Here is a 22,553-nt window from a genome sequence, read left to right on the forward strand (position 1 = left end):
CTCCCTCGGGCGCCGCGGCCGGTCCCCTACGCGCTGGCGAAGACGACCCAGAGGTGGTTCCCGTCCGGGTCGCGCAGGGAGAACATGAGCGGCGACCCGGGCACCTGCTGCGGCGCGGGGTCCAGGTCGAGGCCGCCCACGGCGGTCAGCCGGGCGTGCTCGGCGAGGACGTCCGCCACCTCGATGCCGATGGAGGACCCGCCGGGTGCGCCGCCCATGGGCGGTTCAGCGCCAGGCGCGCGACGGAGCCGGCGGGGGCCACCTCGACCCACCGGCCCTCGCCGTCGGCGCCGAAGCGGGTGTCGCCCCGGAGCTCCCACCCCAGGCGCCGGGTGTAGAAGGCGAGCGCGGCGTCCTGGTCGGCGACGGTGAACATGGCGGTGGTGAGGGAGGCGGTCACGGCCGGTGCGGTGGTGGTCATGGGCGTGCAGACCGGCCCGCCGTCGGGAACTCATCGGGCCGGGCGGCACGTCGTCCGCGTCCGCCGTCCGTCACGTCGGCCGGGCCGGCACGGGCCCGCGGGCGCGGCCCCTCAGGGCACGGCGACGACGTCCGCGGGGTCGACGACGAAGTCCGCCTCGTCGACGATCTCCCCGCCGACGACGTCGAGCACGGCCAGCGCCAGCGCGCCGACCGCGCCGGTCGCCCGACTGCGCGAGCCGCGGTGCTCGCGGGAGGTCCGCTCGAGGCCCAGCTCGGCGACGTCCGGCGGCTCCCACCGGACCCGGTACGCGACGACCTCGCCCTGCGCCCACGGCAGGTCGCGCACGAGCAGCGGGGGGTCCTCCCGCACGGACACCTCCACCGCGACGACGCCGTCCACGTCGAGGTCCACGACCACGCCGTGACCGGTGGGCGGCGGCGGGTCGGCGAGCACCGCCGCGTCGAGGTCGCGCGCGTCCGCCAGGAGCCGGTGCCGCCGCTCGGCGTCCGTGACGCCGTGCTCCTCCAGCGCGGCCCGCAGCGCGGCGAGGTCGGGCACGGCGGATGCCGCGACGCGCCGCCCGCGGCGGCCCGCCCGCTCGGCGACCGGGGAGGGCGGCGGCGGGCCGGTCGGCGGCTCGACGAGCGGGGCCGTGACCGTCGCGTCGACGAGGCGGCGCAGGTCGTCGGGCTCCACCCAGACGGACGTCAGCACGGTCAGGTCGACGGCGGCGTCCGGGTCGGGGACCAGCACGACTCCGCCGGCGTCCTCCTCCTCCGCGGTCCGGACAGCGCCGGTCAGGCGGCGGGCGGCGTCGACGAGCCAGCGCAGCACGCGCTCCTCCTCGCGTACCGGCGCGGCCGTGGGGAACGCGCGCCGCAGGCCCTCGCGATCCCCGCCGGGGCCCGGCGGCCCGCCGCGCTCGCGCGGGGCGTGCACCACCCACGCCACCGTCATGTCCTCCGGCAGGCCGAGGATGACGCCGGCGGCCGGCTCCAGCCGGTACGGCCCGACGAGACGCGACGACCGCCCCAGCCGCAGCGCCCGCACGGGCAGCGTGCGCGGCCCGACGACGCGCAGCGCCGTGGTCAGCGGCCGCCGCCCCCGCGCGGGCTCCGGCACGGCGGACCACCCGCTGCCGACGAAGCGGCTGGCCGCGAGCGTCTCGACCTCGTCGATGCCGACGCCGTCCGGAACCGCCAGCAGGTGCCGGGAGCGCACCTCGGGGTCGTCGGCGGGCAGGCGGGGCAGCAGCGACTCGGGCACGGGCAGGACCTGGCTCACACGTCGGTGCGGTGGAAGCCCTGCCAGGAGCGGGACGCCGTGGGCCCGCGCTGGCCCTGGTACCGGGACCCGTACGCGGCGGACCCGTACGGGTTCTCCGCCGCCGACGAGAGCCGGAAGAAGCAGAGCTGACCGATCTTCATGCCCGGCCACAGGAGGATCGGCAGGGTCGCCACGTTGGACAGCTCCAGCGTCACGTGCCCCGTGAAGCCCGGGTCGATGAAGCCGGCCGTGGAGTGCGTGAGCAGGCCGAGCCGGCCGAGCGAGGACTTGCCCTCGAGGCGGGCCGCGATGTCGTCGGGCAGCGTCACCTGCTCGAACGTCGAGCCCAGCACGAACTCGCCGGGGTGCAGCACGAAGGGTTCGCCGCCGTCGACCTCGACGAGCCGGGTCAGCTCCGGCTGCTCCGCCGCCGGGTCGATGACCGGGTACTTGTGGTTGTCGAAGAGCCGGAAGAACCGGTCGAGGCGCACGTCGATGCTCGACGGCTGCAGCATCGCCGGGTCGAGGGGCTCGAGGGCGATGCGCCCGGCGTCGAGCTCGGCCCGGATGTCGCGGTCGGAGAGCAGCACGGGGTCACGGTAGCCGGGCCGGGACCGACGCCGCGGACGCGCGGACCGGGCCGTCCGGGCGCAGGATGGCGGGCATGAGCGAGACCACACCTCTCCCCGGCCAGGACCCCGAGCTCGAGCAGCTCTCCGCCGAGCTCGACGCGCAGCCCGGCCCCGGCGACGACGACCCCACGCCCGACGCCGACGGCCAGGTCGGCGCGCTCGACCTCGTCGACGAGGAGGGCTCGACGTTCGAGCCGGAGGAGGACACCGACGCCGTCGAGCCGCCGGACTGACCCTGCCGACCCGACCTGCTGGACCCGACCTGCCGGCACCCCCGCCCGGCGCCGCCGCGCAGGACGGCGCCGTCAGAACAGCGTCGGCTGCGCCGCACCGGCAGGCGCACCCACCGCGGCCTCGAGGGCGTGCGCGTCGACCGCGCCCTCGGCGCCGGTGGTGGGCGTGCGCGCCGGGTTCCACGGCCGGTCGTCGTCGAAGCCGTGCCTCCGGCGGAGCGGCGCGACCCGCTCGCGGAGCCAGGTCCGGTACCCCTCGGGCACGTACGCGCCCCGCCCGTAGAGCTCCTCGTACCGCCCGACGAGGACCGGGTGCTCACGGCCGAGCCACTGCAGGAACCATGGCCGCACGGACCCGCGCAGGTGCAGCGGCATGATCGAGACGCTCGTGGCGCCGGCGTCGGCGAGCGCGCCGAGCAGGGCGTCGAGGTGCTCCTGCGAGTCGGTGAGCCACGGCAGGACGGGCGCGACCAGGACGCTGCAGTCCAGGCCCGCGTCGCGCACGGCCCGGACGAGACGCAGGCGGGCCCGCGCGTCCGGCGTGCCGGGCTCGACCGACTGCTGCAGCACCGGGTCGAGGACTGCGAGCGACACCGAGACCCCCACGGGGACGTCCTGCGCCGCGGCCCGCAGCAGGGGCAGGTCCCGCGCGAGCAGCGGGCCCTTGGTGAGCACCGACAGCGGCGTGCCGGACCGGGCCAGCGCCGCGAGGATCCCCGGCATGAGGCGGTACCGGCCCTCGGCGCGCTGGTAGGGGTCGGTGTTGGTGCCGAGGGCCACGTGCTCCCGCCGCCAGGAGGGCCGCGCCAGCTCGGCCTGCAGCACCTCGACGACGTTGGTCTTCACGACGATCTGCGTCTCGAAGTCGCGGCCCGCGTCGAGGTCGAGGTACTCGTGCGTCGGCCGGGCGAAGCAGTACGTGCACGCGTGCAGGCAGCCGCGCATGGGGTTCACCGTCCAGCGGAACGGCATGCGCGACGCCGCCGGCACCTTGTTCAGCGCGCTGCGGGCCGCCACCTCGTGGAACGTGACGCCGGCGAACTCCGGCGTGCGCACGCTGCGGACCAGCCCCTGCAGGGCCAGCCCGGGCAGGGCGTCGCCGTCGGTCCCCCCGTCACCGCCGACCCGCTGCCCGTCCCACCGCATGCCGTCATTCGAACACGCGTACGAGTCCCGCCGCAAGCCCTCGCTCAGACGAGGCCGTGCCGCTCCAGCCACGCGTTGTGGAACCGGCCCTGGGGGTCGTACCGGGCGAAGAGGGCGCGCGCGTCGTCGAACCGGGGGTAGGCCGCCGCGAGCGCGGCCGGCGAACCGGCGACCTCGGCCGTGAAGACCTTGCCCCAGTGCGGCCGCGCCCCCAGGGGCACGAGCGCCTCCTCGACGGCGGGCAGCACCCCCTCGACCTCCTCCTGGCGCCGCTGCCACGTGAAGTGCAGGGCGACGGAGTCCTGGCGGTAGGCCGTGCTGAGCCACAGGTCGTCGGCGGCGACGGTGCGCACCTCGCTGACGTGCAGCAGCGGCGTGATCCGCGGCGACAGGTCCCGCAGCCGCTGCATCGCCTCGGCGGCGTGCGCGCGCGGGAGCAGGTACTCCGACTGGATCTCCTCCCCCGCGCTGGGCGTGAACTCCATGCGGAAGTGGGGCAGCCGCTCGTGCCACGGCCCGGCGACACCGAGCTGCTCGGTCGGGCTCTGCGGGTCCCCGCCCGGGACGGGGTGCAGGGCGACGGTGGACGGGACGGCACCGGCCGGCGCCCGCCGCGGGTCCTCCGTGCCGTCCGCCCGCACGCGGCGCTTGCGCCAGAGCTGCCCGACGGCGTCGCCCGACCAGTCGGTGAAGAGGCTGACGGAGTCGGCGGTGGCGGTGACCGCGTCGTAGTCGGCGAGGACGAGGTCCCAGGGCAGACCGGTGGCGACCTCCTGGGCGACGTCGTAGGTCGGCTCGACGTCGAGCGTCAGCGCCGTGACGACGCCGATGGCCCCCAGGTGCACGACCGCCCCCGCGAGGTCGGCGTCGGCGCGGGTCAGCGTCCGGCGCTCGCCCGTCCCGTCGACGAGCTCGAGCCCGGCCACGGCCGCCGACAGGTTCTGCACGCCGTCGCCGGACCCGTGCGTGGCCGTGGCGGTCGAGCCCGCGACGGTGATGTGCGGCAGGGACGCCATCGTCGCCAGCGCCCAGCCCTGCGCGTGCAGCGCCGCGGCCACCTCCCCGTAGCGCAGGGGCCCGACGACGCGCACCTGCCGCGCGGCGGTGTCGACCTCGACGGACGCGGGCAGCGCGTCGAGCACGACGAGCTCGTCGGAGTCCGCGATGGCGTTGAAGCAGTGGCGGCTGCCGAGCGCCCGCAGCCGCGGCGCGCGCGCCACGAGGTCGGCCAGCTCCTCCACGCTGCGCGGCCGGTGCACGGCGCGGGCGGAGTAGGTGAGGTTGCCCGCCCAGTTGGTGAGGGTCGGTCCGTCCACGGCGGCGTCAGCGAGGGTCACCGGATCAGACTAGGTCGGGCAGGTCTCCGCCACGTGGCCGGGCGTGCCGGGGGTGCTCAGCGCGCGGTCGCGCAGCACGGTGGACGACGGCCGGTCGGGTCGGCGCAGGCGTCGGCCCAGCCGGCGACGGGGTCTGCACCGGCGCGCGCGTCGTCGGGGACGTACTCGACGTCGAGGACGTGCGGGCCGTAGACGGCCGCGTAGGCGGCGCACTCGTCGTACGCCACGCACTCCTCCGCGACCACGAGGTCGAACCCGGCCTCGTCCCGGCCGCGGGCGCCGAGGTCGGCCGCGTTCTTCTGCGCGACGGCCAGGCCGAGGCCGTGGGCGCGGGCGACGACGAGCCGGGCGAGCGCGAGCGCGTCGTCGGCGGTCAGCCGCCCGCCGGACCGCGTCCAGGAGTCGAGGTTGTCCAGCTCCACGGCGTCGAAGCCGGCGTCGGCGCAGCGCTGGAGGACGGAGTCGAGCCGCTCGGCGACGGCCGCGCGCCGGGCGGCGGTGGAGGTGTCGAGGAGCAGCTCGTCGGGCCAGCCGGGGTCGACGACGGGGGTGCCGCGGTCGCCGTGCAGGACGAGGTCGGGGTGGTCGGCCAGCCAGGTGTCGCGCTCCTGCGGCTGGGTCTGGAAGGCGTTGACGTAGCACGCGGACCAGAGCCCGGGGGCGGGGACGTCGGTGGCGTCGCGGACCACCCCGTCGATCCCGGGGGCCGGCGGGTAGGCGCCGCCGAGCTGGTAGTCGACGACGGCGTCGACGGGCGGCAGACGCCGTGCGGACGCGGCCTCGTCGCCGGCCGGGGTGCAGCCCACGAGCGGGACGAGCGCCACCAGCCCGAGCAGCACGCCCACGAGCCGTCGTGCACCGCCCCGGGCGCGCGCACGGGCACGGTCGCCCATCGGCGGTCCTCCCACGGTCGGCGCGGTCGTCCTGCACCACCCGCCGGGCGACCCCAGGAACCGGCACAGCCGTACCGGCGGAGCAGGTAGGATCGTCGGCGCACAGCCCCGCGGGGCCGTCGCGCGGGTGTAGTTCAATGGTAGAACTTCAGCTTCCCAAGCTGAGAGCGCGGGTTCGATTCCCGTCACCCGCTCCAGTATTTCCACAGGTCAGGGCTTTACGGCGGCCCTGTCAGACCTTGCTGGCCCCCTTCTGCTGGTCGGCTCGAGCCATAACGTGCCATAGCGAAGAGGTCCGACCATGACCGCTGCGACCGCATCCCGACGCCACCGCCGCGCCTCTGGCGCCGTCCGCCGACTGCCGTCCGGGAGGTGGCAGGCGCGGTTACGGGGCCTGACGGCGCGCTGCGAACCCTGGGACGTTCCCGACCAAGGTGGAGGCGGACCAGGAGCTGGCGCACGAGGTCTCGCGGATGGCGCGCGGCGTATGGCGGGACCCGCGGCTGGGCGAGCAGCCGCTTGGGGAGTGGTTCCGCGGGTGGATCGCGACCCGGACGGATCTGGCGCCGAGCACGCAGGCGTTGTACTCGCGGCCGCTCGAGCGGTGGATCGACGCTGAGGTGCCCGTGGTGGGCAAGGCGCGGCAGCGAGCCGTGCGGTTGGAGCGCAGTCGCTGGCGTCGGTGACGCCGGCGGTTGTGCGGGAGTGGGACGCCGCCGTGCTGGCCGAGGCGTCGCGGCGGGCCGCTGACCGGTGGTCGCGGGCGGCGTCGACGCCGAAGCGCGTCAACGCGGCGATCCGGACGTGGGCAATCGAGAACGCGCGCGCGGTCGCGGCGACCGGGCGGATGCTGGTCGAGCTGCGCGAGGCGTGGCTTGAGGCGACCGGTGGCGTCGTTGCGGGCCTGCGCGAGAGCCGACGGAACCTCGGCCACACCGAGGCGGCGCAGGCCTACCGGCTGCTGCACACCGGGATGGCTCAGGCCGTGTCCGATGGGCTCATCCCGGCCAACCCGTGCGCGGTCAAAGGCGCGAGCCAGCGCGATTCCCGACACCGGACGGAGCGGCGGGTGCTGGCGCCGGCCGAGCTGTGGGCACTCGCCGACGCTATGCCCGAGCGCTACCGCGCGGCCGTCGTGGTGTCGTTCCTGTCTGGACGGCGGGCGGGCGAGCTGTTCGCGCTCCAGCGGAAGCACGTCGACGTCGCGGCGGGGACGATCCGCGTCGAGCAGTCGCTCGCGCGCTCGGGCTCAGGCAGCGACGGCCCGTTCTCGGCGACGAAGTCCCGCGCCGGCCTCCGAACGGTCGCCGTGCCGGCCGTGGCTCTCGAGGTTCTCGCCGAGCACATGACGCGCGTCACGCCCGAACTAGGCAACGTCCTCGTTTACGGCACAGCGTCGGGCCGCCCGCTCACCAGCGGCAGCCGCTCGACGATGTTCGCCCGCGCCCGCCAAGCGATCGGCCGCGACGACCTCACTGGCACGACCTCCGCCACTCGGCGCTGACGCTCGTCGCACTCACCGGGGCGACACTCCCCGAGCTCATGCAGCGCGCTGGCCACTCCACACCCCGCGCAGCCCTCCACTACCAGCACGCCGCCGGCGACGCCCAACACCGCATCGCCAAGCGGCTCGAGGTTGTTCTCGCACCGCAGCGCCAAGAGGACGCAGCCACCATCCAGTTGATGAGCACGCTCTCGAGGTGCCGACAAGCCCGTGATTGGTCGCGCTATCTAGTCCGAGACCCGTGAGTCGGCGAAAATCGCCCGGGCGTATGCGGCTCCCTGGCGACCCCTCAGCCCACCCGGTCCGTCCGTCGGCATCATCTCGGCGGCCTTGCGGGAGTTAGTCTTGGAGAGAGAGCGGTTGATCTCCTTGCCGTCGCGCGTAACCCGAAGAAAGTCGCCGGGCACGGCGTAGGTGAAGGGCAGACCCGTGATCGTGTGGAACGTCTCGCCTGCGTGGGCCTGGATATGCCACCAGAGCCGCTCGCAGTCGTCTATCTCGCGAGTCTCGCCAGGTCCGGGCGAGCTGACGAGGCCGGCGCGTCGCTACTCCGTCGTCAAGGAGCGCGACGCCACCCTGCAGCCGCCGTACCCGTTCGCCGCGTCGAAGCGGATTTTCAGCTTCGGCTTCCGTGCATTCCCGTCCGGCTGTCTACCCTGCGCCATGACCGTGAACTGCCCATGCCGCATGGCTTCTTCGAGTGTGGGCTGATCTTGCAGGTGGTACGCGTCGAGACGCAGTGGCCTGAAGCCGGACTTGAGGGCGCGGGAACGCTCATGGGCCGGGCCAGCGCTCCGCTGCTCGCGATGCCAGGCGTCGAACGCCACGCTGTCGGAGTAGTCGGGGTCGCCCGTCAGCACGATGAAGCCGAGCCCGCCTGGCTCGGTCAGGCCAGCCTCGATCGCGTCGAGGTCGTTCAGGATCGCTGCGTTCTCTCGGCCAGTGCTGTGGGCCTTGAGGTCCCATGTGGTGCGCAGCGAGTAGTCGAACGAGGTGTTGAGGACGCGCTTGGGCCCGCCGCCGAACGTGTTGACGAGTGCGGCGATGCCGACGTACTCGAAGTGCCAGCCGATCCACTCCGTCTGGCGCCAGTGGCGGAACTCGGCGTCGCGCATCGCCTCCACGCAGCGCCGACCGTCCCATGTCGCGTCGATCGCGCCGTCGAGTGCTGCGAGGAGCGCGTGCGCCTCCTCGCCGGGTGTCGCGAAGGCGTCGGCAGGGCCCTGGCCAAGGAGGCCGAGGCGCCGTTCGCCGGCGGCCAGGAGCGCGTTGAGCCCTTCCAGGGTGATGGTCTGACCGGTGGACCAGTATCGCGGGCTCCAGGGTGCCCCGAGCCGTGCTGCGATGGCGGCGCCCAGGTCGACCTTGTTCAGCGCCGTGTCGACGTCGAGGCTGAGGCCGGTGGCGAGGTCCACCAGGACTGACTTGCGTTCCTTGCTGCCGGGGCCGAGGTCTTGAGGTCCGCTTCGGGTCAGGGCGGAGATCCGGTTGACGGCCTCGAGCTTGCTGCGAGCGGGACGGAAGCCGCCGATGCCGAGTTCTTCGGCGAACGCCTCCTCGACTGCGGAGCGGACGGCGCGTTGATGGAGCTCGAAGGTTGCGGCCTCGAGCAGCGTGTTCAGGCCGTGGAGGGTGATCGTGGAGCCGCGCGACCATGCGGCGGGCGTCCACTCGGCGTCGAGTGCGCGCGCGAGGTGGGCACCGAGTACGGGCTTGGCGGCGTGGTCGTCCACCGGCAGGTTCAGGCGGCGTGCGAGTGCGAGGAGGACCGACTTCTTTTCGGTGCTCCCTGGGCCGAGGGGCTCAGGTGGTGCGCCCGCGAGCGCGTAGAGCCGCGCGACCGCCTCGGCCTTCGAGGCAGCTGGGAGGAACTTCTCGGTCGGGACCATCAGCCGCGAGGCTAGCGGCCGGCGAGCATCTCCCGGAGGCGGTCGTCGGGCGAGCTCGGGGCGTCCAAGACAGCGGCGACGATGCGCTGGCCGACCGGCGTGCGCTTGAGTATGTCCTCGTCACGTGCGACGTGGGCTTTGAGGACGTTCCAGACGGCACCGACGTTCACGCCGTTGCCGAGCTGGCGGTACGTGGCTGAGGCAGGCTGGGTACCGAAGGTGAACTCGTCGGGCAGGCCCTGGAGCCGGGCGGCCTCGCGCGGGCTGAGCCGACGCCCGCGCGGTCCGATGATCGAGGTCTGGGTGATCGCGACGAGAGCAGGCAGGTACGTGGGCCGCTTGGCGCGGATCCCCGAGGGGCGGAAGTGCATGACGGTGTCCCACAGCCGCGGGGTGTCCTGCGCCTGCCACTCGAGCTTGCGGCGCGACGGGGGGAACGCCTCGGTGAAGACCCCCCACTTCGAGGCCCAACGGTCGATCACGCGGCGGTGGGCGTCGTAGAAGGCCGCGTTCTTCACGAGGAAGTCCCGCTTCCATGCGGGGGTCTCATGCGAACGGAACTGCTCAGCCAGGTCGGCAGCCTTGGCCGCAGTGGTGGGCCAGGAGTCGGCCCACAGCGGGAAGCCGGGCAGGCGGCGCCCCTCGCGCTCCTCCCACATCAGCTCGACAAAGTCGTTCCAAGCGTCGATCCACAGCTTCTCCTGAACGGACAGGTCGCAACCGGAGACGTGGTGGTCAGGGTCGAGGTAGTCGTCGAGCGACCACTCGGAGGCCGGATCGAACCCGTCCACGCGCGTGCGAGGGGTCACGACCGGCTCCGGCTCGATCCCTGCGCCGATGCCCTCGGGGTTGTAGGTCGCCGTGAGGAAGACCCGCTCGCGGACCTGCGGCCGGCCGCCGTGCGACCGCGGCAGCTGGTGGGGTGAGAAGACCGCAGGCGTCTCCGAAACCCGATAGCCCTCGTCGCGGAGCGTCTCGACGATGACCTGCCACTCGTGACGATGCCTGGGGCCGGCGAGATTCCGCACGTTCTCGAGCAGGAGCACCGAGGGGTGGTGGGCCCTGACGATGTTAAGGATGTTCCAGTACAGCGTCCCGCGCGTCTCCTCCATGCCGCGCTGGGCACCGGACTTGGAAAACGGCTGGCAAGGGAAGCCTGCGGCAAGCACGTCGTGCGCGGGGACGGTCATCTCGGTGTCCGTGGCGTCCCTGGTGACGTCGCCCAGCGGGCTGTGGCCCCAGTTGAGCTCGTAGACCCTCGCCGCGGCCGGGTCGATCTCGACCGAGTACACGCCCTTGCCCCCGAACGCCGCCAGCGCGGCGGCGAAGCCGCCGATGCCGGCGAACAGGTCAGCGAAGCGGAACGCCGGCTCGGAGGTCATACCCGAAGCGTAAAACGTCTGTTCGAGCCACTCAAGCTCCGTCACCGTGTCGCTGTGGGCACGTCGAGGTAGTCCAGGGCTGTGGATGGAGCGGGCTCGCGCGGCGAGGATGGTGGAGTGCCGCCCACCTTCCACGTCCCCACCCACCCCGGGTCCACGGGCGAGGCGGTGTCGCGGCGGATGAGCACCCTCAGACGGAAGGACAACGACGCCGAGCTCGCCGTCCGCAGGCTCCTTCACGCCGCCGGCTACCGGTACCGGGTCCACTACCCGATCCCAGGACTCCCGCGACGGACCATCGACATCGCCTTCACCCGCGCCAAGGTCGCGGTCTTCATCGACGGCTGCTTCTGGCACGGATGCCCGGACCACGGAACCGCGCCGCGCTCGAACGCCGCATGGTGGGAGGCCAAGCTCTCAGCGAACCGCCGTCGAGACAGCGACACTGCAGCTCACCTCCGCGACTCTGGCTGGACGGTGCTGCGCATTTGGGAGCACGAAGCACCACAGACGGCGGCCATCTCGATAACCGGCGCCCTATCGGGACGGACCGATATCCTCGGCAAGCACCCCACGGATCGGTGAGGCAGAGGGGTGGACACCGGGCAAGGAGGGGGAGTCGTGAGCACGAAACCTGAGCTGTGGTCTATTGGCGACCTTCGTGCCGCCCGACGCGCGCCTGCACCGACGGACCGCTACGTCTTGCGCATACCGCAGTTCCAGCGCGGCGTGGTCTGGGGTGAGCCGAAGCAGCGGGAACTGATCGCATCGATTGGCCTCGGCTACCCGATCGGCGCGCTACTCCTAGCACTGACAGGCTATGAGGATGTCCTCGACGGCTCGAACACGAAGCACTTGCCGGTCTACAGCCTGATCGACGGTCTACAGCGGACTACCGCACTGCTCAACTACATCGAAGAACCGCTGCTGCGGGATCCCGGCGACTTCCTGGAGGGGCCCGCACTGGACAATCTGACGGAGGAGTTTCGGCGCGCACTTCCCGACTGCGACTTCCTCAGCGCCGAAAGCGTCAAGACATCCATCATGGAGTGGATGCGAGCGACCAAGACCGTAGAGGTCACGAGCGGCTTCACTCCGTCCAAACTCTTGGCGCGCGTCGCCCATGACCACGACTTTGAGTACACGATGCCGATCATGGAGCGCCTGGAGGCCCCCCTCGGCGTCTTCCTTGCGAGCGTTAGCACGCACTGCGACATCAGCGGCGTGCAGATTCCTGTCCTGCTGTATTCGGGGCCGAGCGAAACGCTGCCAGAGGTCTTCAAACGCCTGAACAGCCAGGGAGCCCCGCTAACGAAGTACCAGATCTTCGCCGCCTCATGGAGTTCTGACAAGACGCGATTGGCGTCACCAGACATCCGCCAGGCGATCAAGGACCGGTACGACACCATCGTTGAGTCGGGATATGAGTTGGCGGACATTGACGCCGACGACCTGGGCGACTCCGTCAGCCTCTTCGACTACTTGACAGGACTTGGCCAGGTGTTGTCTCGCGCCACACCTCTCCTATTCGCAGAGTCCGAGCCCGACACCATTCAGTCCTTGGCGTTCTCCCTGGTCACGCTTGTCGCCGGGCGACGGCTCGAGGACATGGCCGCACTGCCTTCCTTCTTGAAGAAGCCCGGCTCGGACGAGATCGAACTTACTGCGTTCGAAGAGGCCGCGCGCTGGGCCTGTGGCTTCGTAGAAGGGCAACTCCGGGGCGTGCTCGGTTTCAAGCTAAACGCAGCGCAAGCGGGGTCCGGCGCCCACAGCGAGCTGCAAGTGGTCTCGATGGTCGCCGCTGCAGTCGTAAGCAGGTTCGATCCCGAGACCTGGAGTGAGCGGCCCAACTGGTCGGCGCGCGAGCCCCTCCTGAAGCGAGCAGTGACGCAGTACTACGTACTCGACATTCTGCGCCGAGAGTGGCGCGGAGGACTCTACTCGCTTGCCTTCTCTCGCGTCTGGAAGGAGCCAACAGAGAAGGGCTCGCGGGCCGTCGAGGTCGCTCCGTACTACTTGACCCCTCTCTCGCGCGAGCAGTTCGAGGAGCAACTGAAGTACTGGTTCGCAGAGGAGGTCGTCAAGGAGCAGAGGGAGCGCTCGCGCATGAGCTCGGCGGACCGTTTGCTGCTCAAGGTGGCCTACGCCCATACGATGACCTATGCGGATCACGAGTCCGACACCCTGTACGAGATCGACCACATTTTCCCGGTCAAGCGACTGAAGGCACTCATCCAGCAGGAGCCCGAAGGGGGTTGGCCGATCGGAGCGATCGGCAACCTCGCTCTCATTCCTAAGTCGCTCAACCGACGCAAGCGCGACGAGACCGTTCCGGAGTTCCTCGCCCGCGCAGGCGCGGCGGGGGCACCAGCGCTGGCTGCTTCAGCAGGAGCGATCGAGAATATGCTCTTCATGCCCGCGTCCGAGTTCGAGATACCCAAGGACCAGGACGGCGCTGACTGCATGACGAAGGAGCAGTACGTCGAGAAGGTGCGGGCCCGATGGACCATCCTCCAGGACTTCCTCCTTGACAAGCTCTGCGAGTGATCGTGCGCAAGGCCCGCGCACACCGTCGCCGCGCCGGGGATGGGACGCGAGGACCTGTACGTCGCGATGCCGCGCGGCCGCGAGATCAACCACGTGTACGTCGTCACGGACGGGGTCGACGACGAGTGCGTGCCCGGCGCGGCAACACCCGCGACGGCGTACCGGGACGTCCTCGACAGGATTCTCGCCACCTCCCACGCCGGGCCGAGTGCCACGGGACCTGGGAGACCTACCACCCGAGCATGCCGACGCATCTCCCGGTGCCGCCGCCCCTGCGCGCGCCACACGACTACGGCCAGTCAGCGCGTTCACGGCTCACCGCCTACCGGGCCCCCGAGGCCGCACCTTTTCTCGATCCGTCCACTCGATCGTTGTGACGAGCTGAGCACCCGAAGGAGCGCCATGTCCGCCATCGCCACCGGCTCGATGGGCCGGCCCTTCCTGACGGTCGCCGAGGCGGCCGACGAACTCGCCGTCACCGAGCGCTTCATCCGCAAACTCATCGCCGACGGCGACCTCCGCGCCGTCAAGGTCGGCGCCCGCGTCGTCCGCATCCGCAGAGCCGATCTCGAGGATCTCCTGAGGCCCGCTCGCGTGGTGCCGAGGCTCGGTCGGCACTAGTAGGCGTCGGCCAGACCCCCTGCAGCAGCCGGGTCGTCCGGCGGCGCTCGCCGATCACCGGGCATCGTCGTCGGGACAGGACTTGGAGTTACCTCACTCCGTTCCGCCGCCCTCGGGCCAGAGGGGCAGGCTTGGCTGATTCGGCTTTTCCTCCTGACGAGGTATTGGCTCTGCCAAACCCTCGACGCGGAAGTCCACGTAGTCCACATACAGTGGTGACTCCAAATCGCGCTCGTCGTGGACGACCGTCATCACCCCGACCATCGGCACGACCGTCAGGATCTCCTCCACGCCCGTCGCACTCCCTTCACCTGGGACGAAGCCGGCCTCCTTCGCGCTTTCGGTGCTGAGCGACAGCTCAAACTCGAACTCGATGGGGAACTCATAGACGATGCGGTCTGCACCGTCTTCATCCCGAGCGTGGCTGAGACGCTCAAGCGGCCCGCTCCCGCGATAGCTGATGTCATGGATTACTGCGTCCCGAGGGAGACCGGCTTCCTCTGCCGTGAACTCCGCGGCTTCGAACATGTCCCATGGCGCGAAGATCGACGCGAACTCCTCGTCGCGCGCGAGTGCCGCCGCCTCCCGGGGATCAGTTACGTCGCGCCAAGGGACCAATGGTGTGAGCCACTTGCCGAGATGCCTCACTAGGGTCACAGAGCCGGGTGTGCCTGCCACCTCCTCGGCAAGCGCCGGGGCCAACGTGCCGTCTCGACCGGCGAAGTCCTTGTCCTGACTGACGAGGTAGACCTCCTTGCCCGCGGCGGCCAACTCCACGCAGGTCATCCAAGTCAGCGTGTCGCGGTAGCCGCTGCCGCCCTCGTCGAAGGGTGGCCTGCGCGACACCGCTCGGGCGACAATCTCGTCGTGCGGCGTGGTCGGGACGCCGACGACCTCCACCCAGAGGCTCTCTAGGCGCTCCCTCAGGAGGTCGGCGTACGACATCTCCTCCGCCACGTTCCGTGTTGGCGCCGTATCCCGTCCGCCGACCCGTCTAAGGCTGTCCACGGCCTTGATGTACGTCTTCCTCGCCCTTGCGTACTCGCGTCCGTGATTAGCCACCGCCTCGGCCACCACCGAGGAGACAACGATCGGGCGGATGCCCGCCTCCCGTGCCAGGAAGCGAAGCAACTGGAACTCGAGGCCCGCGAGAAACCAGTCCCGATGGATCTCTGTGGCGTCGAGGACAACGACGACCCCGCGCGCAGTCCTGAAGTCCACGGTGGCGAGTCTAGGCATCCGAGTCAGCGATCCTCGGAGCAGTTGCCGTTGCTCGTGAGGTGGAGCGGCACGCTTAGGCTCCCAGCCAGGCGCGGGCCTCGCAGCGGTGCAGTGCGGCGGCACGCGCGAGGCTCCGGTTCCCGGGCGGAGAGAACCGAGTGGCATGCCATAACGTGCCATGAGGGGTTCAGATCGGTGCCTCTCTATTCGTCTCCATGTAGGCTCGCAAGCGTCTGACCAGCAGTTTCACTTCCTCACCAGGGCGTGGAAACGGGACGGAGTCCGATTCCCAGACTGAGGGCGCGGGTTCGATTCCCGTCACCTGCTCCTCTCCCCTCGTCGGAGCCACCGAGCCCCTGCCCCTCACGGGTGCAGGGGCTCTGTCGTCGTCCCGCATGCATACCGGAAGACGACCCGCTCCGGACGCGACGCCGTCGCCGGTCTCGACCCGGAACGGTCCCGACGGAAATGGCGGTGACCGGCAGCGGTCGCCCGTCCTATCGTCCTCCCGCTCCGGGTGCAGCAGCCGGACGGCGTCGCCGTCGCAGGTCCTGCGCACACCCGCGAGCGCCTGCCAGAGGAGCAGCGCCTGTCACGCGCCCGGGTTCGACTCCCGACCGCCGTGCGGCGCGCGGCCACCACCGGCGGGTGAGGTCTGCGACGCCGGTCCGCCGGGACGTCCCCCGCACCTGTCCGGCCGCGCGCCGTCCGGCCCGCGCGCGCCCCGGCCGCTCGTCGTCGGGCGAGGCGGGGTGAGGCAGGGCTGAGCGGGGCAGGGCAGGGCAGGTGACGGTGACGACCGACGGACGGTGCACCGGGTGACGGAGGGAGGGCAGAGCGATGCGGGTCGTCGTGCAGGAGTGGGAGCGGGTGCTGGTGTACCGCGACGGGCGGTTCGAGGCCGAGCTCGGCCCCGGCCGTCACCGGCTGCGGCCGTGGGTCGCGTGGAGCCGGCGGCGGACCGTGCGCGTGGCGGTCCGGCCGCGGCTCCTCGTCGTGCCCGCGCAGGAGGTCCTCACCGCCGACGGGCTGGGGGTGAAGGTCGGCCTGGCCGCCACGACGCGGGTCGTCGACGCGCGCGCGTGGCACGAGGCGGTGGAGGCCCCGGACGCGTTCGTGCGCACGGCGCTGCAGCTCGCGCTGCGGGAGGTCGTGGCGGCGCGCACCCTCGAGGGGCTGCTGGCCGACCGGTCCGCCGGCGCCCAGGTCCCGGCGGAGCTGCTCGCCGTCGCGACGCCGGCCGTCGCGGGTCTCGGGCTCGTCGTCGAGCGCCTCGCCGTGCGGGACGTCGTCGTGCCGGTCGAGCTGCGGCGGGCCGCGGCCGACCTCGCGACGGCCCGCGCGCAGGGCGCCGCCGCGCTCGAGCGGGCACGGTCGGAGGTGGCCGCCGTGCGGGCGCTGGCGAACGCCGCACGGCTCGTCGAGTCCCAGCCGGGCCTGCTGCGGCTGCGGACGCTGCAGGCCGTCGAGACCGGCGGCGCGACGGTCGTCCTGACGCCCTGACCGGCGCGGACGCCCTGCTGGTCACCCGATCGGGTGGACAGCAGGGCGTCGCGGTCGGAACGCGTACGGGTGCGGCCCGGACCGGACGATGAGGGCGGCATGGCGGCGACACTCTCGGCAGCGGCGTGAGGCCGCGCCCTGCGTGGCGCGTCGCGGTGGGGCGTCCGGCACCCCGTCGTCGCCCACGTCCTGTTAGCGCTCACGTACGCGCTCGCCGTCGTCGCCGGCCGGGCGACGCGGCTGCCCGGGTCGGGCCTCGCGCTCGTCTGGCCCGCGGCGGCGGTCGGCTTCGTCTGGCTCGCCTGGGCCTGGTCGCGACGGGTGGACCGCGCGGTCGCGGTGGTCACGCTCGCGGTGATCGCCGGGGCGACGAACGCGCTGACCGGCACGGGCGGCGCGCTGGGGACGGCCTTCGCCGCGGCGAACGCGGCACAGGCCGTCGTGGCGTGCGCCGTGACGCGCGGCCTCCAGCGCCGGCACGGGCGCGAGGCGTGGCGGCTGCGGGACCTCGCCGACCTGGCCGCGCTCGTCGCCGGGGCGGTCGCGGGGTCGGTGGCGGCGGCCGGGATCGGACCGGTCGCGCTGCACCTGCTGCGGGACGAGCCCCTGCTGCCCGCCGCCGGTGCGTGGGTCCTGCGGAACGCGGCGAGCACCTTCGTGCTCACCGCGGTGCTGCTGCGGGTGGCCGACCGCGCGGGCGACCGCTCGCGCCTGGCCGGGCCGCTGCGCGCGCGGCCGGCCGAGCTGCTCGCGGCCTGCGGCGTCGTCGTCGTCGGGTACGGCGTCGTCTTCGCCCAGCCCGTGCAGCTGCCGGTCGCCTTCCTGGTGCTGCCGCTGAGCATGTGGCTCGCGCTGCGGTTCGACACGACCGTGGCGGCGCTGCACCTCGTGCCGGTCGGGGTGCTCGTCGTCGTGGCCACCACGGCCGGGCTCGGCCCGTTCGCCGTGCACGGCCCCGCCGCGCGGGTGCTGCTCGCGCAGGCGTTCGTCGCGGTGGGCGCCCTGGTCACGCTCGTGCTGGCGCTGCAGCGCGACGAGCGGCACGCCGCGACGGAGCACCTCGTCGCCAGCGAGCGGCGGGCCGACCGCCACGCCGCCCTCATGGAGACGGTGTTCGCGACGACGGCCGACGCGCTGTCCGTGTACGACGAGCGCGGCGTCGCGGTGCTGCGCAACCCCGCGGCGCAGGAGATGTTCCCCGACCTGCCCGACGGCGTGGACCGGGAGGGGTGGGGCTCGTACTTCGGGCTGTCGCACGTCGACGGGGCGCCCGTGGACCCCGAGGAGCTCCCGGTCGTGCGCGCCCTGCGCGGCCAGGTCGTCGACGACGTGGACCTGCTCGTGCGCACGCCCGGCGAGCCCGACGGACGCGTCCTCAACCTGCGCGCGCACCCGATGCCGGGGTCGTCGCGCGCGGGGTGGAGCGGCGGCGCGGTGCTCGCGGCGCGCGACGTGACGGCGGTGCGGCGCGCGACGGAGCAGATCACGCACGCGCGGGACCGCTACGCCGCGCTGCTCGCCGCGGCGACGGAGCAGGCCATCGTCGCGTGCGACACCGACGGCGCCATCACCGTCTTCAACGCCGGCGCCGAGCGCATGCTCGGCTACCGCGCGGAGGAGGTCGTCGGGCGGCCGATCGCGCTGCTGCACGACCCGCGGGAGCTCGTCGAGCGGGGCACCGAGCTCGACGTGCCCGCCACCGCGGTCGTCGCCACGATGGCCGCCCGGCGTGACTCGACCGCCCGGCGCTGGACGTACCGCCGCCGGGACGGCGCGACGCTGCCCGTCTCGCTGACGATCAGCCCGACGAGCGACGAGTACGGGGACCGCGACGGGGCCATCTGCGTCGCCTCCGACATCACGTCGCAGGTCGCCACCGAGGCGCGCCTGCACGACTCCGAGCGGCTGTTCCGGCTGGCCTTCGACGAGGCGCCGATCGCCATGATGATCGTCGGCCTGCAGGGCGAGGACGCCGGGCTCGTCCTGCGGACCAACGCCACCACCAGCGTCTTCACCGGGCTGACCGAGGCCGAGCTGCGGCGGCGGGACGTGCACTCGCTCACGCACCCGGACGACCGCGACGCGTGCCGCGCCTCGTTCCGGCCGTTCCTCGACGGCGCGTGCGCGGAGACGCGCGAGGAGAAGCGGTACCTGCACGCCGACGGCACCGTGCGTCGGGGCATGATGACGGCGACCGTGGTGGCACCCGCCGACGGGGGCGGCACGACGATCGCGGAGCCGTACCTGCTGTGCCTCGTCGAGGACGTCACCGCGCGCCGGCAGGCGGAGGAGGCGCTGCGCCACCAGGCGCTGCACGACGCCCTGACGGGCCTGCCCAACCGCACCCTGCTCGTCGAACGGCTGGCCGCCGCGCTGGCGGACGGGGGCGCCGCGGACGGGCGCGAGGCGGACGGGCGGGCGCCGGCGGCCGGGCTGCTGTTCTGCGACCTCGACGGGTTCAAGTCCGTCAACGACTCCGCCGGGCACGCCGCGGGCGACGGGGTGCTGCGGGAGGTCGCGTCGCGCTTCGCCGCCTGCGTGGGGCCGGCGGTCACGCTCGCCCGGCTCGGCGGCGACGAGTTCGCCGTCGTGCTGCCCGGTGCCGTCGACGAGTCGGCTCTGCGCCGCGCGGCCGAGCGTCTCGTCGCCGCGCTGTGCACGCCGGTGCGCGCGGACGGCGCGGAGCACGTCCTGGGGGTGAGCGTGGGGACCGCCCTGGGGCTGCCCGACGAGAGCGCCGACGCCGTGATCGCCCGGGCCGATGCAGCGATGTACGCCGCGAAGCGGGCCGGCAAGAACCGCGTGCACGCGGCCGGGCTCCTGCCGCGGCCGCGTCCGGGCCCTGACGCCGAGCGGCTGGCGGGCGTCGCCAGCCGAGGGGCGGCCGAGGGGCGGCCGACGGGGTCGTCGCGCCACCTGCCCGCGCGTAGCAGCATGCGGGCGTGAGCAGCGATCCCTCCCCCGCCCGCGCAGGTGGCCCGGTCCGGATCACCGCCATGACCGGCACCCACGCCGAGGGCGTCCTGGAGGTGTACGCCGCCGGCATCGCCTCGGGGCACGCGACCTTCACCGCGTCGCCGCCCTCGTGGTCGGAGTTCGACGTCGGCCACCGGTCCGACCTGCGGCTGGTGGCGCTCGGCGACGACGACGAGGTGCTCGGGTGGGTGGCCGTCGCGGCGGTGTCGAGCCGGCCCGTGTACGCCGGCGTCGTCGAGGAGTCGGTCTACGTGGCGCCGCGTGCCGCGCGGCGGGGCGTCGGGGCGGCGCTGCTCGGGGCGCTGGTCGCGGCCGCGCCCACCGCGGGCGTCTGGACGCTGCAGGCCGGGGTGTTCCCCGAGAACGCGGGCAGCCTCGCGCTGCACGCGGCGTGCGAGTTCCGGGTCGTCGGGCGGCGCGAGCGGCTGGGCCTCATGACGCACGGGCCGCTGGCGGGGACCTGGCGGGACGTGCTGCTGCTCGAGCGCCGGCTGGGCGGCTGACGAGCACGTCGGCCGGTCCGCCGGGGCGCGGCTCCGTCGCCGGGCCGCGGGGGCCCTGCGCTCTCCCGAGGACGACGGAGGCCGGGGGAGCAGCTGCTCCCCCGGCCTCCGTGGTGCGCGGGCCCCGAGGGGCGCGCGAGAAATCAGATGCGCACGCGGATGGGGTTGCTCACGCTCGTCCACCGCTCGGACTCGAGCTCGGTCGTGACGTCGGTGCTCTGCTCGGACGTGGGGTTCATGGCCGGCCTCCCTGCGGTTCGTGGACGAGGTGTCGTACGCCGTGCTGGAACGCGAGTCTGCCGGTGATTCGTCCCATGTGCACCCCTTTCCACCCGAACAGTGGGTGACGTCACAACCAACGGGTGACGGCCGCCAGGGACTTCGGTCCCGGGTCTTCGAGGCCGTCGCGAGGTGGGCGACGTGGCGGTCGAACGGTTGGTGGTCGTCGGTCGAGGGGTCGCCCGCTGGAGGCGGTCGGCCTCAGGACGAACGGTCCGGAGCCGGCATGTCAGTGGTCCGGTGCATGCTGGACGGGTCACCTCTGCGCGACGTGGCGACACAGCCGGTTCTGGCACTTGACCTGCAAGAACACCCGATCGTGGCATGGTGTCCTGGGAGTCCTTCTCCTAGGCTTTGGCACAGACGTTCTACTGCTGCTGCCGCCACAGGAGGTGCCCGCGCCGTGTACCAGGACCTGCTGTCGTCCTTCGAGGCCGTGCGCGCTGCCCTGGGAGCGGTGGGCGCGCAGGCCGGTCAGGCCGGGGTGTTGAGCGGGCCGCAGCGCGCGCACGTGCTCTCGCTGTTCCAGGCGGCGTCAGGGGCGGTGGCGGGGGCGCGGTCGGCATGGATCGCCGCGGACAGCAGGCTGCGCATCCCGCGTGATGGGGACAAGGGTCCGGCGGAGGGCATCGCCGGGCGTGACGGGATCGGGCTGCCCGAGGCACGCCGGCAGGTGCGGCAGGCCGAGGCCGTCGAGGTGGTGCCCTCCTTCGCCGAGGCGGTGGCGGCGGGGTCACGGTCCGAGGCACACCTCGACGCGCTGGCCGGGGTGCTGGCCGAGACCTCGCCGAAGGTGCGGAGCGAGTTCGGGTCGCCTCTGGTGCAGGCGGAGCTGACGGACCTGGCGGGCCGGGTCGACCCGGGCACGTTCCGGACCAAGCTGCGGCAGAAGGCCGCCGAGATCGACCCGCCGGCCCTGGAGTCCCGGTTCGAGGCCCAGCGCCGGGGCCGGCACCTGCACCTGACCGACACCGAGATGGGCACGCGGATCCAGGGGTGCCTGGACCCCTCGGCAGGCGTGGCGTTGCGGCGGGCCTTGGAGCTGACCCGGCAGATCCCGGGCGAGGACCGCACGCCCGGCCAGGCGCAGGCCGACGCGCTGGAAGCCCTCGCACGGGGCGCGCTGGCGGAGAAGAAGGGCGGGGTGACCGGCGCGTCGGTGCGTCCGCACCTGACCCTGGTGACGGACCTGAGCACCTACACCTCCATCGCCGAGGCCCTGCGCGAGCACGAGACCGCGCGCCACGGCGCCGAGGCTGGTGGCGACGACCACGACGGGACCTCGCACGTGGCATGCACCGAGGACCTGCCCGACGTGGACGTCCTCGGCGCCGCGCTGACCGGGCGCACACCGGTCGTCGACGAGGACGGCAACGTGCTCGCGGTGACCACGGTGGCACGGACGTTGTGCGACGTGGACACCGCCGCACTCGTGCTCGGGCCGGACGGGCAGCCCACCGACCTGGGGCGCGAGGAGCGGCTGTTCACCGGGCACCAGCGCCGCGCGGTCATCCTGCGCGACCACGGGTGCGCGTTCCCCGGGTGCGAGACACCGGCCCGCTGGTCCGAGGTCCACCACATCCGCTGGTGGGCTCGCGACGACGGGGAGACCAGCATCGACAACGGCGTCGTCCTCTGCGGACGGCACCACCACGAGGTGCACCGCGCGGACCTGACCATCCGACGACTCGTCGACCCGGGACGACCACCACGGTCAGGACGGGTCAAGGCGACCGAGCTGCAACCGGCCCGGTACGAGTTCCGCGCACCCGACGGCAGGATCGTCGGCCACCGGAGGAACGAGGTCGGGAGGGTCGCGCCGGCAGTGTCCTCCCTCGCGCTGGGCGTGGGACAGCGAGATCACGGCGTCGTGTCGTCGACGCACCATGACGTCCGCGCGTCCGTGGAGGGCGCGCTGGTGCCGCTCGCCTCCGGAGATCGATGAGGTCGACCGCCTCGTACCCGCTCGAGCCTCGTACCGAGGCGTGGGCTGGGTGCCGGTGGGTGCGGTGCCGGTGAGTGCGGTGCCGGTGGGTGCGGTGGGTGGGGTGCGGTGCGGTGGGTGGGGTGCGGTGGGTGCGGTGCCGGGAGTGCGGTGCCGGTGGGTGCGATGCCGGTGGGTGCGATAGCCGGGGGTGGCGGCGAGGTCGGTGGCGGGAGGAGTTGCTGTCGGCGCGGGTCGTGGCGGCGGCAGACT

At 73.0% G+C, this 22,553-nt stretch carries 19 protein-coding genes and 1 tRNA gene; 10 read left to right on the forward strand and 10 right to left on the reverse strand.

Going from position 1 to position 22,553, the window contains the following annotated elements:
* Window positions 1–26: 26 nt before the first annotated feature.
* The 4 genes from BM048_RS18490 to dcd form a co-directional block, all read right to left on the reverse strand.
* A complete protein-coding gene (locus BM048_RS18490; RefSeq protein WP_203708904.1) occupies window positions 27–179 on the reverse strand; it encodes a VOC family protein in 153 nt (50 codons plus the stop codon).
* Entirely contained in the window at window positions 146–421 is a 276-nt protein-coding gene (locus BM048_RS09125; protein WP_203708906.1) for a VOC family protein, read from the reverse strand. The genes BM048_RS18490 and BM048_RS09125 overlap by 34 nt, the downstream gene beginning before the upstream one ends.
* A gap of 111 nt (window positions 422–532) precedes the next feature.
* Window positions 533–1,690: a hypothetical protein gene (locus tag BM048_RS18165; protein ID WP_090032739.1), complete on the reverse strand. Its 1,158-nt coding sequence runs from the start codon at window positions 1,688–1,690 to the stop codon at window positions 533–535.
* A gap of 14 nt (window positions 1,691–1,704) precedes the next feature.
* Window positions 1,705–2,280 carry a dCTP deaminase gene (gene dcd / locus BM048_RS09135; RefSeq protein WP_090032564.1) on the reverse strand — a complete coding sequence of 192 codons (576 nt, stop codon included), beginning with the start codon at window positions 2,278–2,280 and terminating at the stop codon, window positions 1,705–1,707.
* A gap of 74 nt (window positions 2,281–2,354) precedes the next feature.
* On the opposite strand from dcd, the gene BM048_RS09140 reads away from it, so the two are divergent.
* Complete coding sequence (locus BM048_RS09140; RefSeq protein WP_090032565.1) at window positions 2,355–2,555, forward strand: hypothetical protein; 201 nt, start codon at window positions 2,355–2,357, stop codon at window positions 2,553–2,555.
* A gap of 72 nt (window positions 2,556–2,627) precedes the next feature.
* On the opposite strand, the gene BM048_RS09145 is transcribed toward BM048_RS09140, so the two are convergent.
* Genes BM048_RS09145 through BM048_RS09155 form a run of 3 tightly spaced genes read right to left on the reverse strand, consistent with a single transcriptional unit; the run spans window position 2,628 to window position 5,931 of the window.
* Window positions 2,628–3,701, reverse strand: coding sequence for an Rv2578c family radical SAM protein (locus BM048_RS09145; RefSeq protein WP_090032566.1), 1,074 nt, complete (start codon window positions 3,699–3,701; stop codon window positions 2,628–2,630).
* 44 nt (window positions 3,702–3,745) lie between these two features.
* Entirely contained in the window at window positions 3,746–5,038 is a 1,293-nt protein-coding gene (locus BM048_RS09150; protein ID WP_275407347.1) for a D-arabinono-1,4-lactone oxidase, read from the reverse strand.
* A gap of 56 nt (window positions 5,039–5,094) precedes the next feature.
* Entirely contained in the window at window positions 5,095–5,931 is an 837-nt protein-coding gene (locus BM048_RS09155; RefSeq protein WP_090032567.1) for an endo alpha-1,4 polygalactosaminidase, read from the reverse strand.
* Window positions 5,932–6,054: 123 nt separating this feature from the next.
* Here BM048_RS09155 and BM048_RS09160 point away from each other — a divergent pair.
* Both BM048_RS09160 and BM048_RS09170 read left to right on the forward strand, forming a co-directional pair.
* Window positions 6,055–6,128: transfer RNA gene (locus BM048_RS09160), tRNA-Gly, on the forward strand.
* Between the two features lie 521 nt (window positions 6,129–6,649).
* Entirely contained in the window at window positions 6,650–7,435 is a 786-nt protein-coding gene (locus BM048_RS09170; RefSeq protein ID WP_175499430.1) for a tyrosine-type recombinase/integrase, read from the forward strand.
* A 545-nt stretch (window positions 7,436–7,980) separates the two neighbouring features.
* Here the strand turns inward: BM048_RS09170 and BM048_RS09175 are convergent.
* Window positions 7,981–9,324, reverse strand: coding sequence for a hypothetical protein (locus BM048_RS09175; RefSeq protein WP_090032571.1), 1,344 nt, complete (start codon window positions 9,322–9,324; stop codon window positions 7,981–7,983).
* Between the two features lie 11 nt (window positions 9,325–9,335).
* On the reverse strand, window positions 9,336–10,706 hold the full coding sequence (gene dcm, locus BM048_RS09180; RefSeq protein ID WP_090032742.1) for a DNA (cytosine-5-)-methyltransferase: 1,371 nt from the start codon (window positions 10,704–10,706) through the stop codon (window positions 9,336–9,338).
* A 117-nt stretch (window positions 10,707–10,823) separates the two neighbouring features.
* Here dcm and BM048_RS09185 point away from each other — a divergent pair, with 117 nt between their 5' ends.
* The 3 genes from BM048_RS09185 (at window position 10,824) to BM048_RS09195 (ending at window position 13,874) form a co-directional block, all read left to right on the forward strand.
* The gene (locus BM048_RS09185; protein WP_239078898.1) at window positions 10,824–11,291 is read left to right on the forward strand and encodes a very short patch repair endonuclease; all 468 of its coding nucleotides are present in this window, start codon (window positions 10,824–10,826) and stop codon (window positions 11,289–11,291) included.
* Between the two features lie 36 nt (window positions 11,292–11,327).
* Entirely contained in the window at window positions 11,328–13,253 is a 1,926-nt protein-coding gene (locus BM048_RS09190) for a DUF262 domain-containing protein (RefSeq protein WP_175499432.1), read from the forward strand.
* A 402-nt stretch (window positions 13,254–13,655) separates the two neighbouring features.
* On the forward strand, window positions 13,656–13,874 hold the full coding sequence (locus tag BM048_RS09195; protein WP_090032574.1) for a helix-turn-helix domain-containing protein: 219 nt from the start codon (window positions 13,656–13,658) through the stop codon (window positions 13,872–13,874).
* 93 nt (window positions 13,875–13,967) lie between these two features.
* On the opposite strand, the gene BM048_RS09200 is transcribed toward BM048_RS09195, so the two are convergent.
* Window positions 13,968–15,095 carry a PIN domain-containing protein gene (locus BM048_RS09200; RefSeq protein WP_175499434.1) on the reverse strand — a complete coding sequence of 376 codons (1,128 nt, stop codon included), beginning with the start codon at window positions 15,093–15,095 and terminating at the stop codon, window positions 13,968–13,970.
* An 840-nt stretch (window positions 15,096–15,935) separates the two neighbouring features.
* Between BM048_RS09200 and BM048_RS09205 the strand changes: the two genes are divergently transcribed.
* The 4 genes from BM048_RS09205 (at window position 15,936) to BM048_RS09220 (ending at window position 22,301) form a co-directional block, all read left to right on the forward strand.
* Complete coding sequence (locus BM048_RS09205) at window positions 15,936–16,598, forward strand: SPFH domain-containing protein (protein ID WP_090032577.1); 663 nt, start codon at window positions 15,936–15,938, stop codon at window positions 16,596–16,598.
* A gap of 189 nt (window positions 16,599–16,787) precedes the next feature.
* A complete protein-coding gene (locus BM048_RS09210) occupies window positions 16,788–19,544 on the forward strand; it encodes a PAS domain S-box protein (protein ID WP_275407348.1) in 2,757 nt (918 codons plus the stop codon).
* Entirely contained in the window at window positions 19,541–20,077 is a 537-nt protein-coding gene (locus BM048_RS09215) for a GNAT family N-acetyltransferase (protein ID WP_308439524.1), read from the forward strand. Before BM048_RS09210 ends, BM048_RS09215 begins: the two co-directional genes overlap by 4 nt.
* A 682-nt stretch (window positions 20,078–20,759) precedes the next feature.
* Window positions 20,760–22,301 (forward strand): HNH endonuclease signature motif containing protein, encoded by a 1,542-nt coding sequence (locus tag BM048_RS09220; protein ID WP_175499436.1) that lies wholly within the window; start codon window positions 20,760–20,762, stop codon window positions 22,299–22,301.
* The last annotated feature ends 252 nt before the right edge of the window (window positions 22,302–22,553 follow it).

It is taken from the genome of Cellulomonas marina, from assembly GCF_900111925.1.
Classification (GTDB): Bacteria; Actinomycetota; Actinomycetes; order Actinomycetales; family Cellulomonadaceae; genus Cellulomonas; species Cellulomonas marina.

Bases quoted from the DNA above. Each gene is read 5' to 3' on its own strand.
- BM048_RS09140 (WP_090032565.1), top strand. From the start codon at position 2,355: ATGAGCGAGACCACACCTCTCCCCGGCCAGGACCCCGAGCTCGAGCAG.
- BM048_RS09155 (WP_090032567.1), bottom strand. From the start codon at position 5,931: ATGGGCGACCGTGCCCGTGCGCGCGCCCGGGGCGGTGCACGACGGCTC.
- BM048_RS09175 (WP_090032571.1), bottom strand. From the start codon at position 9,324: ATGGTCCCGACCGAGAAGTTCCTCCCAGCTGCCTCGAAGGCCGAGGCG.
- BM048_RS09195 (WP_090032574.1), top strand. From the start codon at position 13,656: ATGTCCGCCATCGCCACCGGCTCGATGGGCCGGCCCTTCCTGACGGTC.
- BM048_RS09205 (WP_090032577.1), top strand. From the start codon at position 15,936: ATGCGGGTCGTCGTGCAGGAGTGGGAGCGGGTGCTGGTGTACCGCGAC.
- BM048_RS09125 (WP_203708906.1), bottom strand. From the start codon at position 421: ATGACCACCACCGCACCGGCCGTGACCGCCTCCCTCACCACCGCCATG.
- BM048_RS09145 (WP_090032566.1), bottom strand. From the start codon at position 3,701: ATGCGGTGGGACGGGCAGCGGGTCGGCGGTGACGGGGGGACCGACGGC.
- dcm (WP_090032742.1), bottom strand. From the start codon at position 10,706: ATGACCTCCGAGCCGGCGTTCCGCTTCGCTGACCTGTTCGCCGGCATC.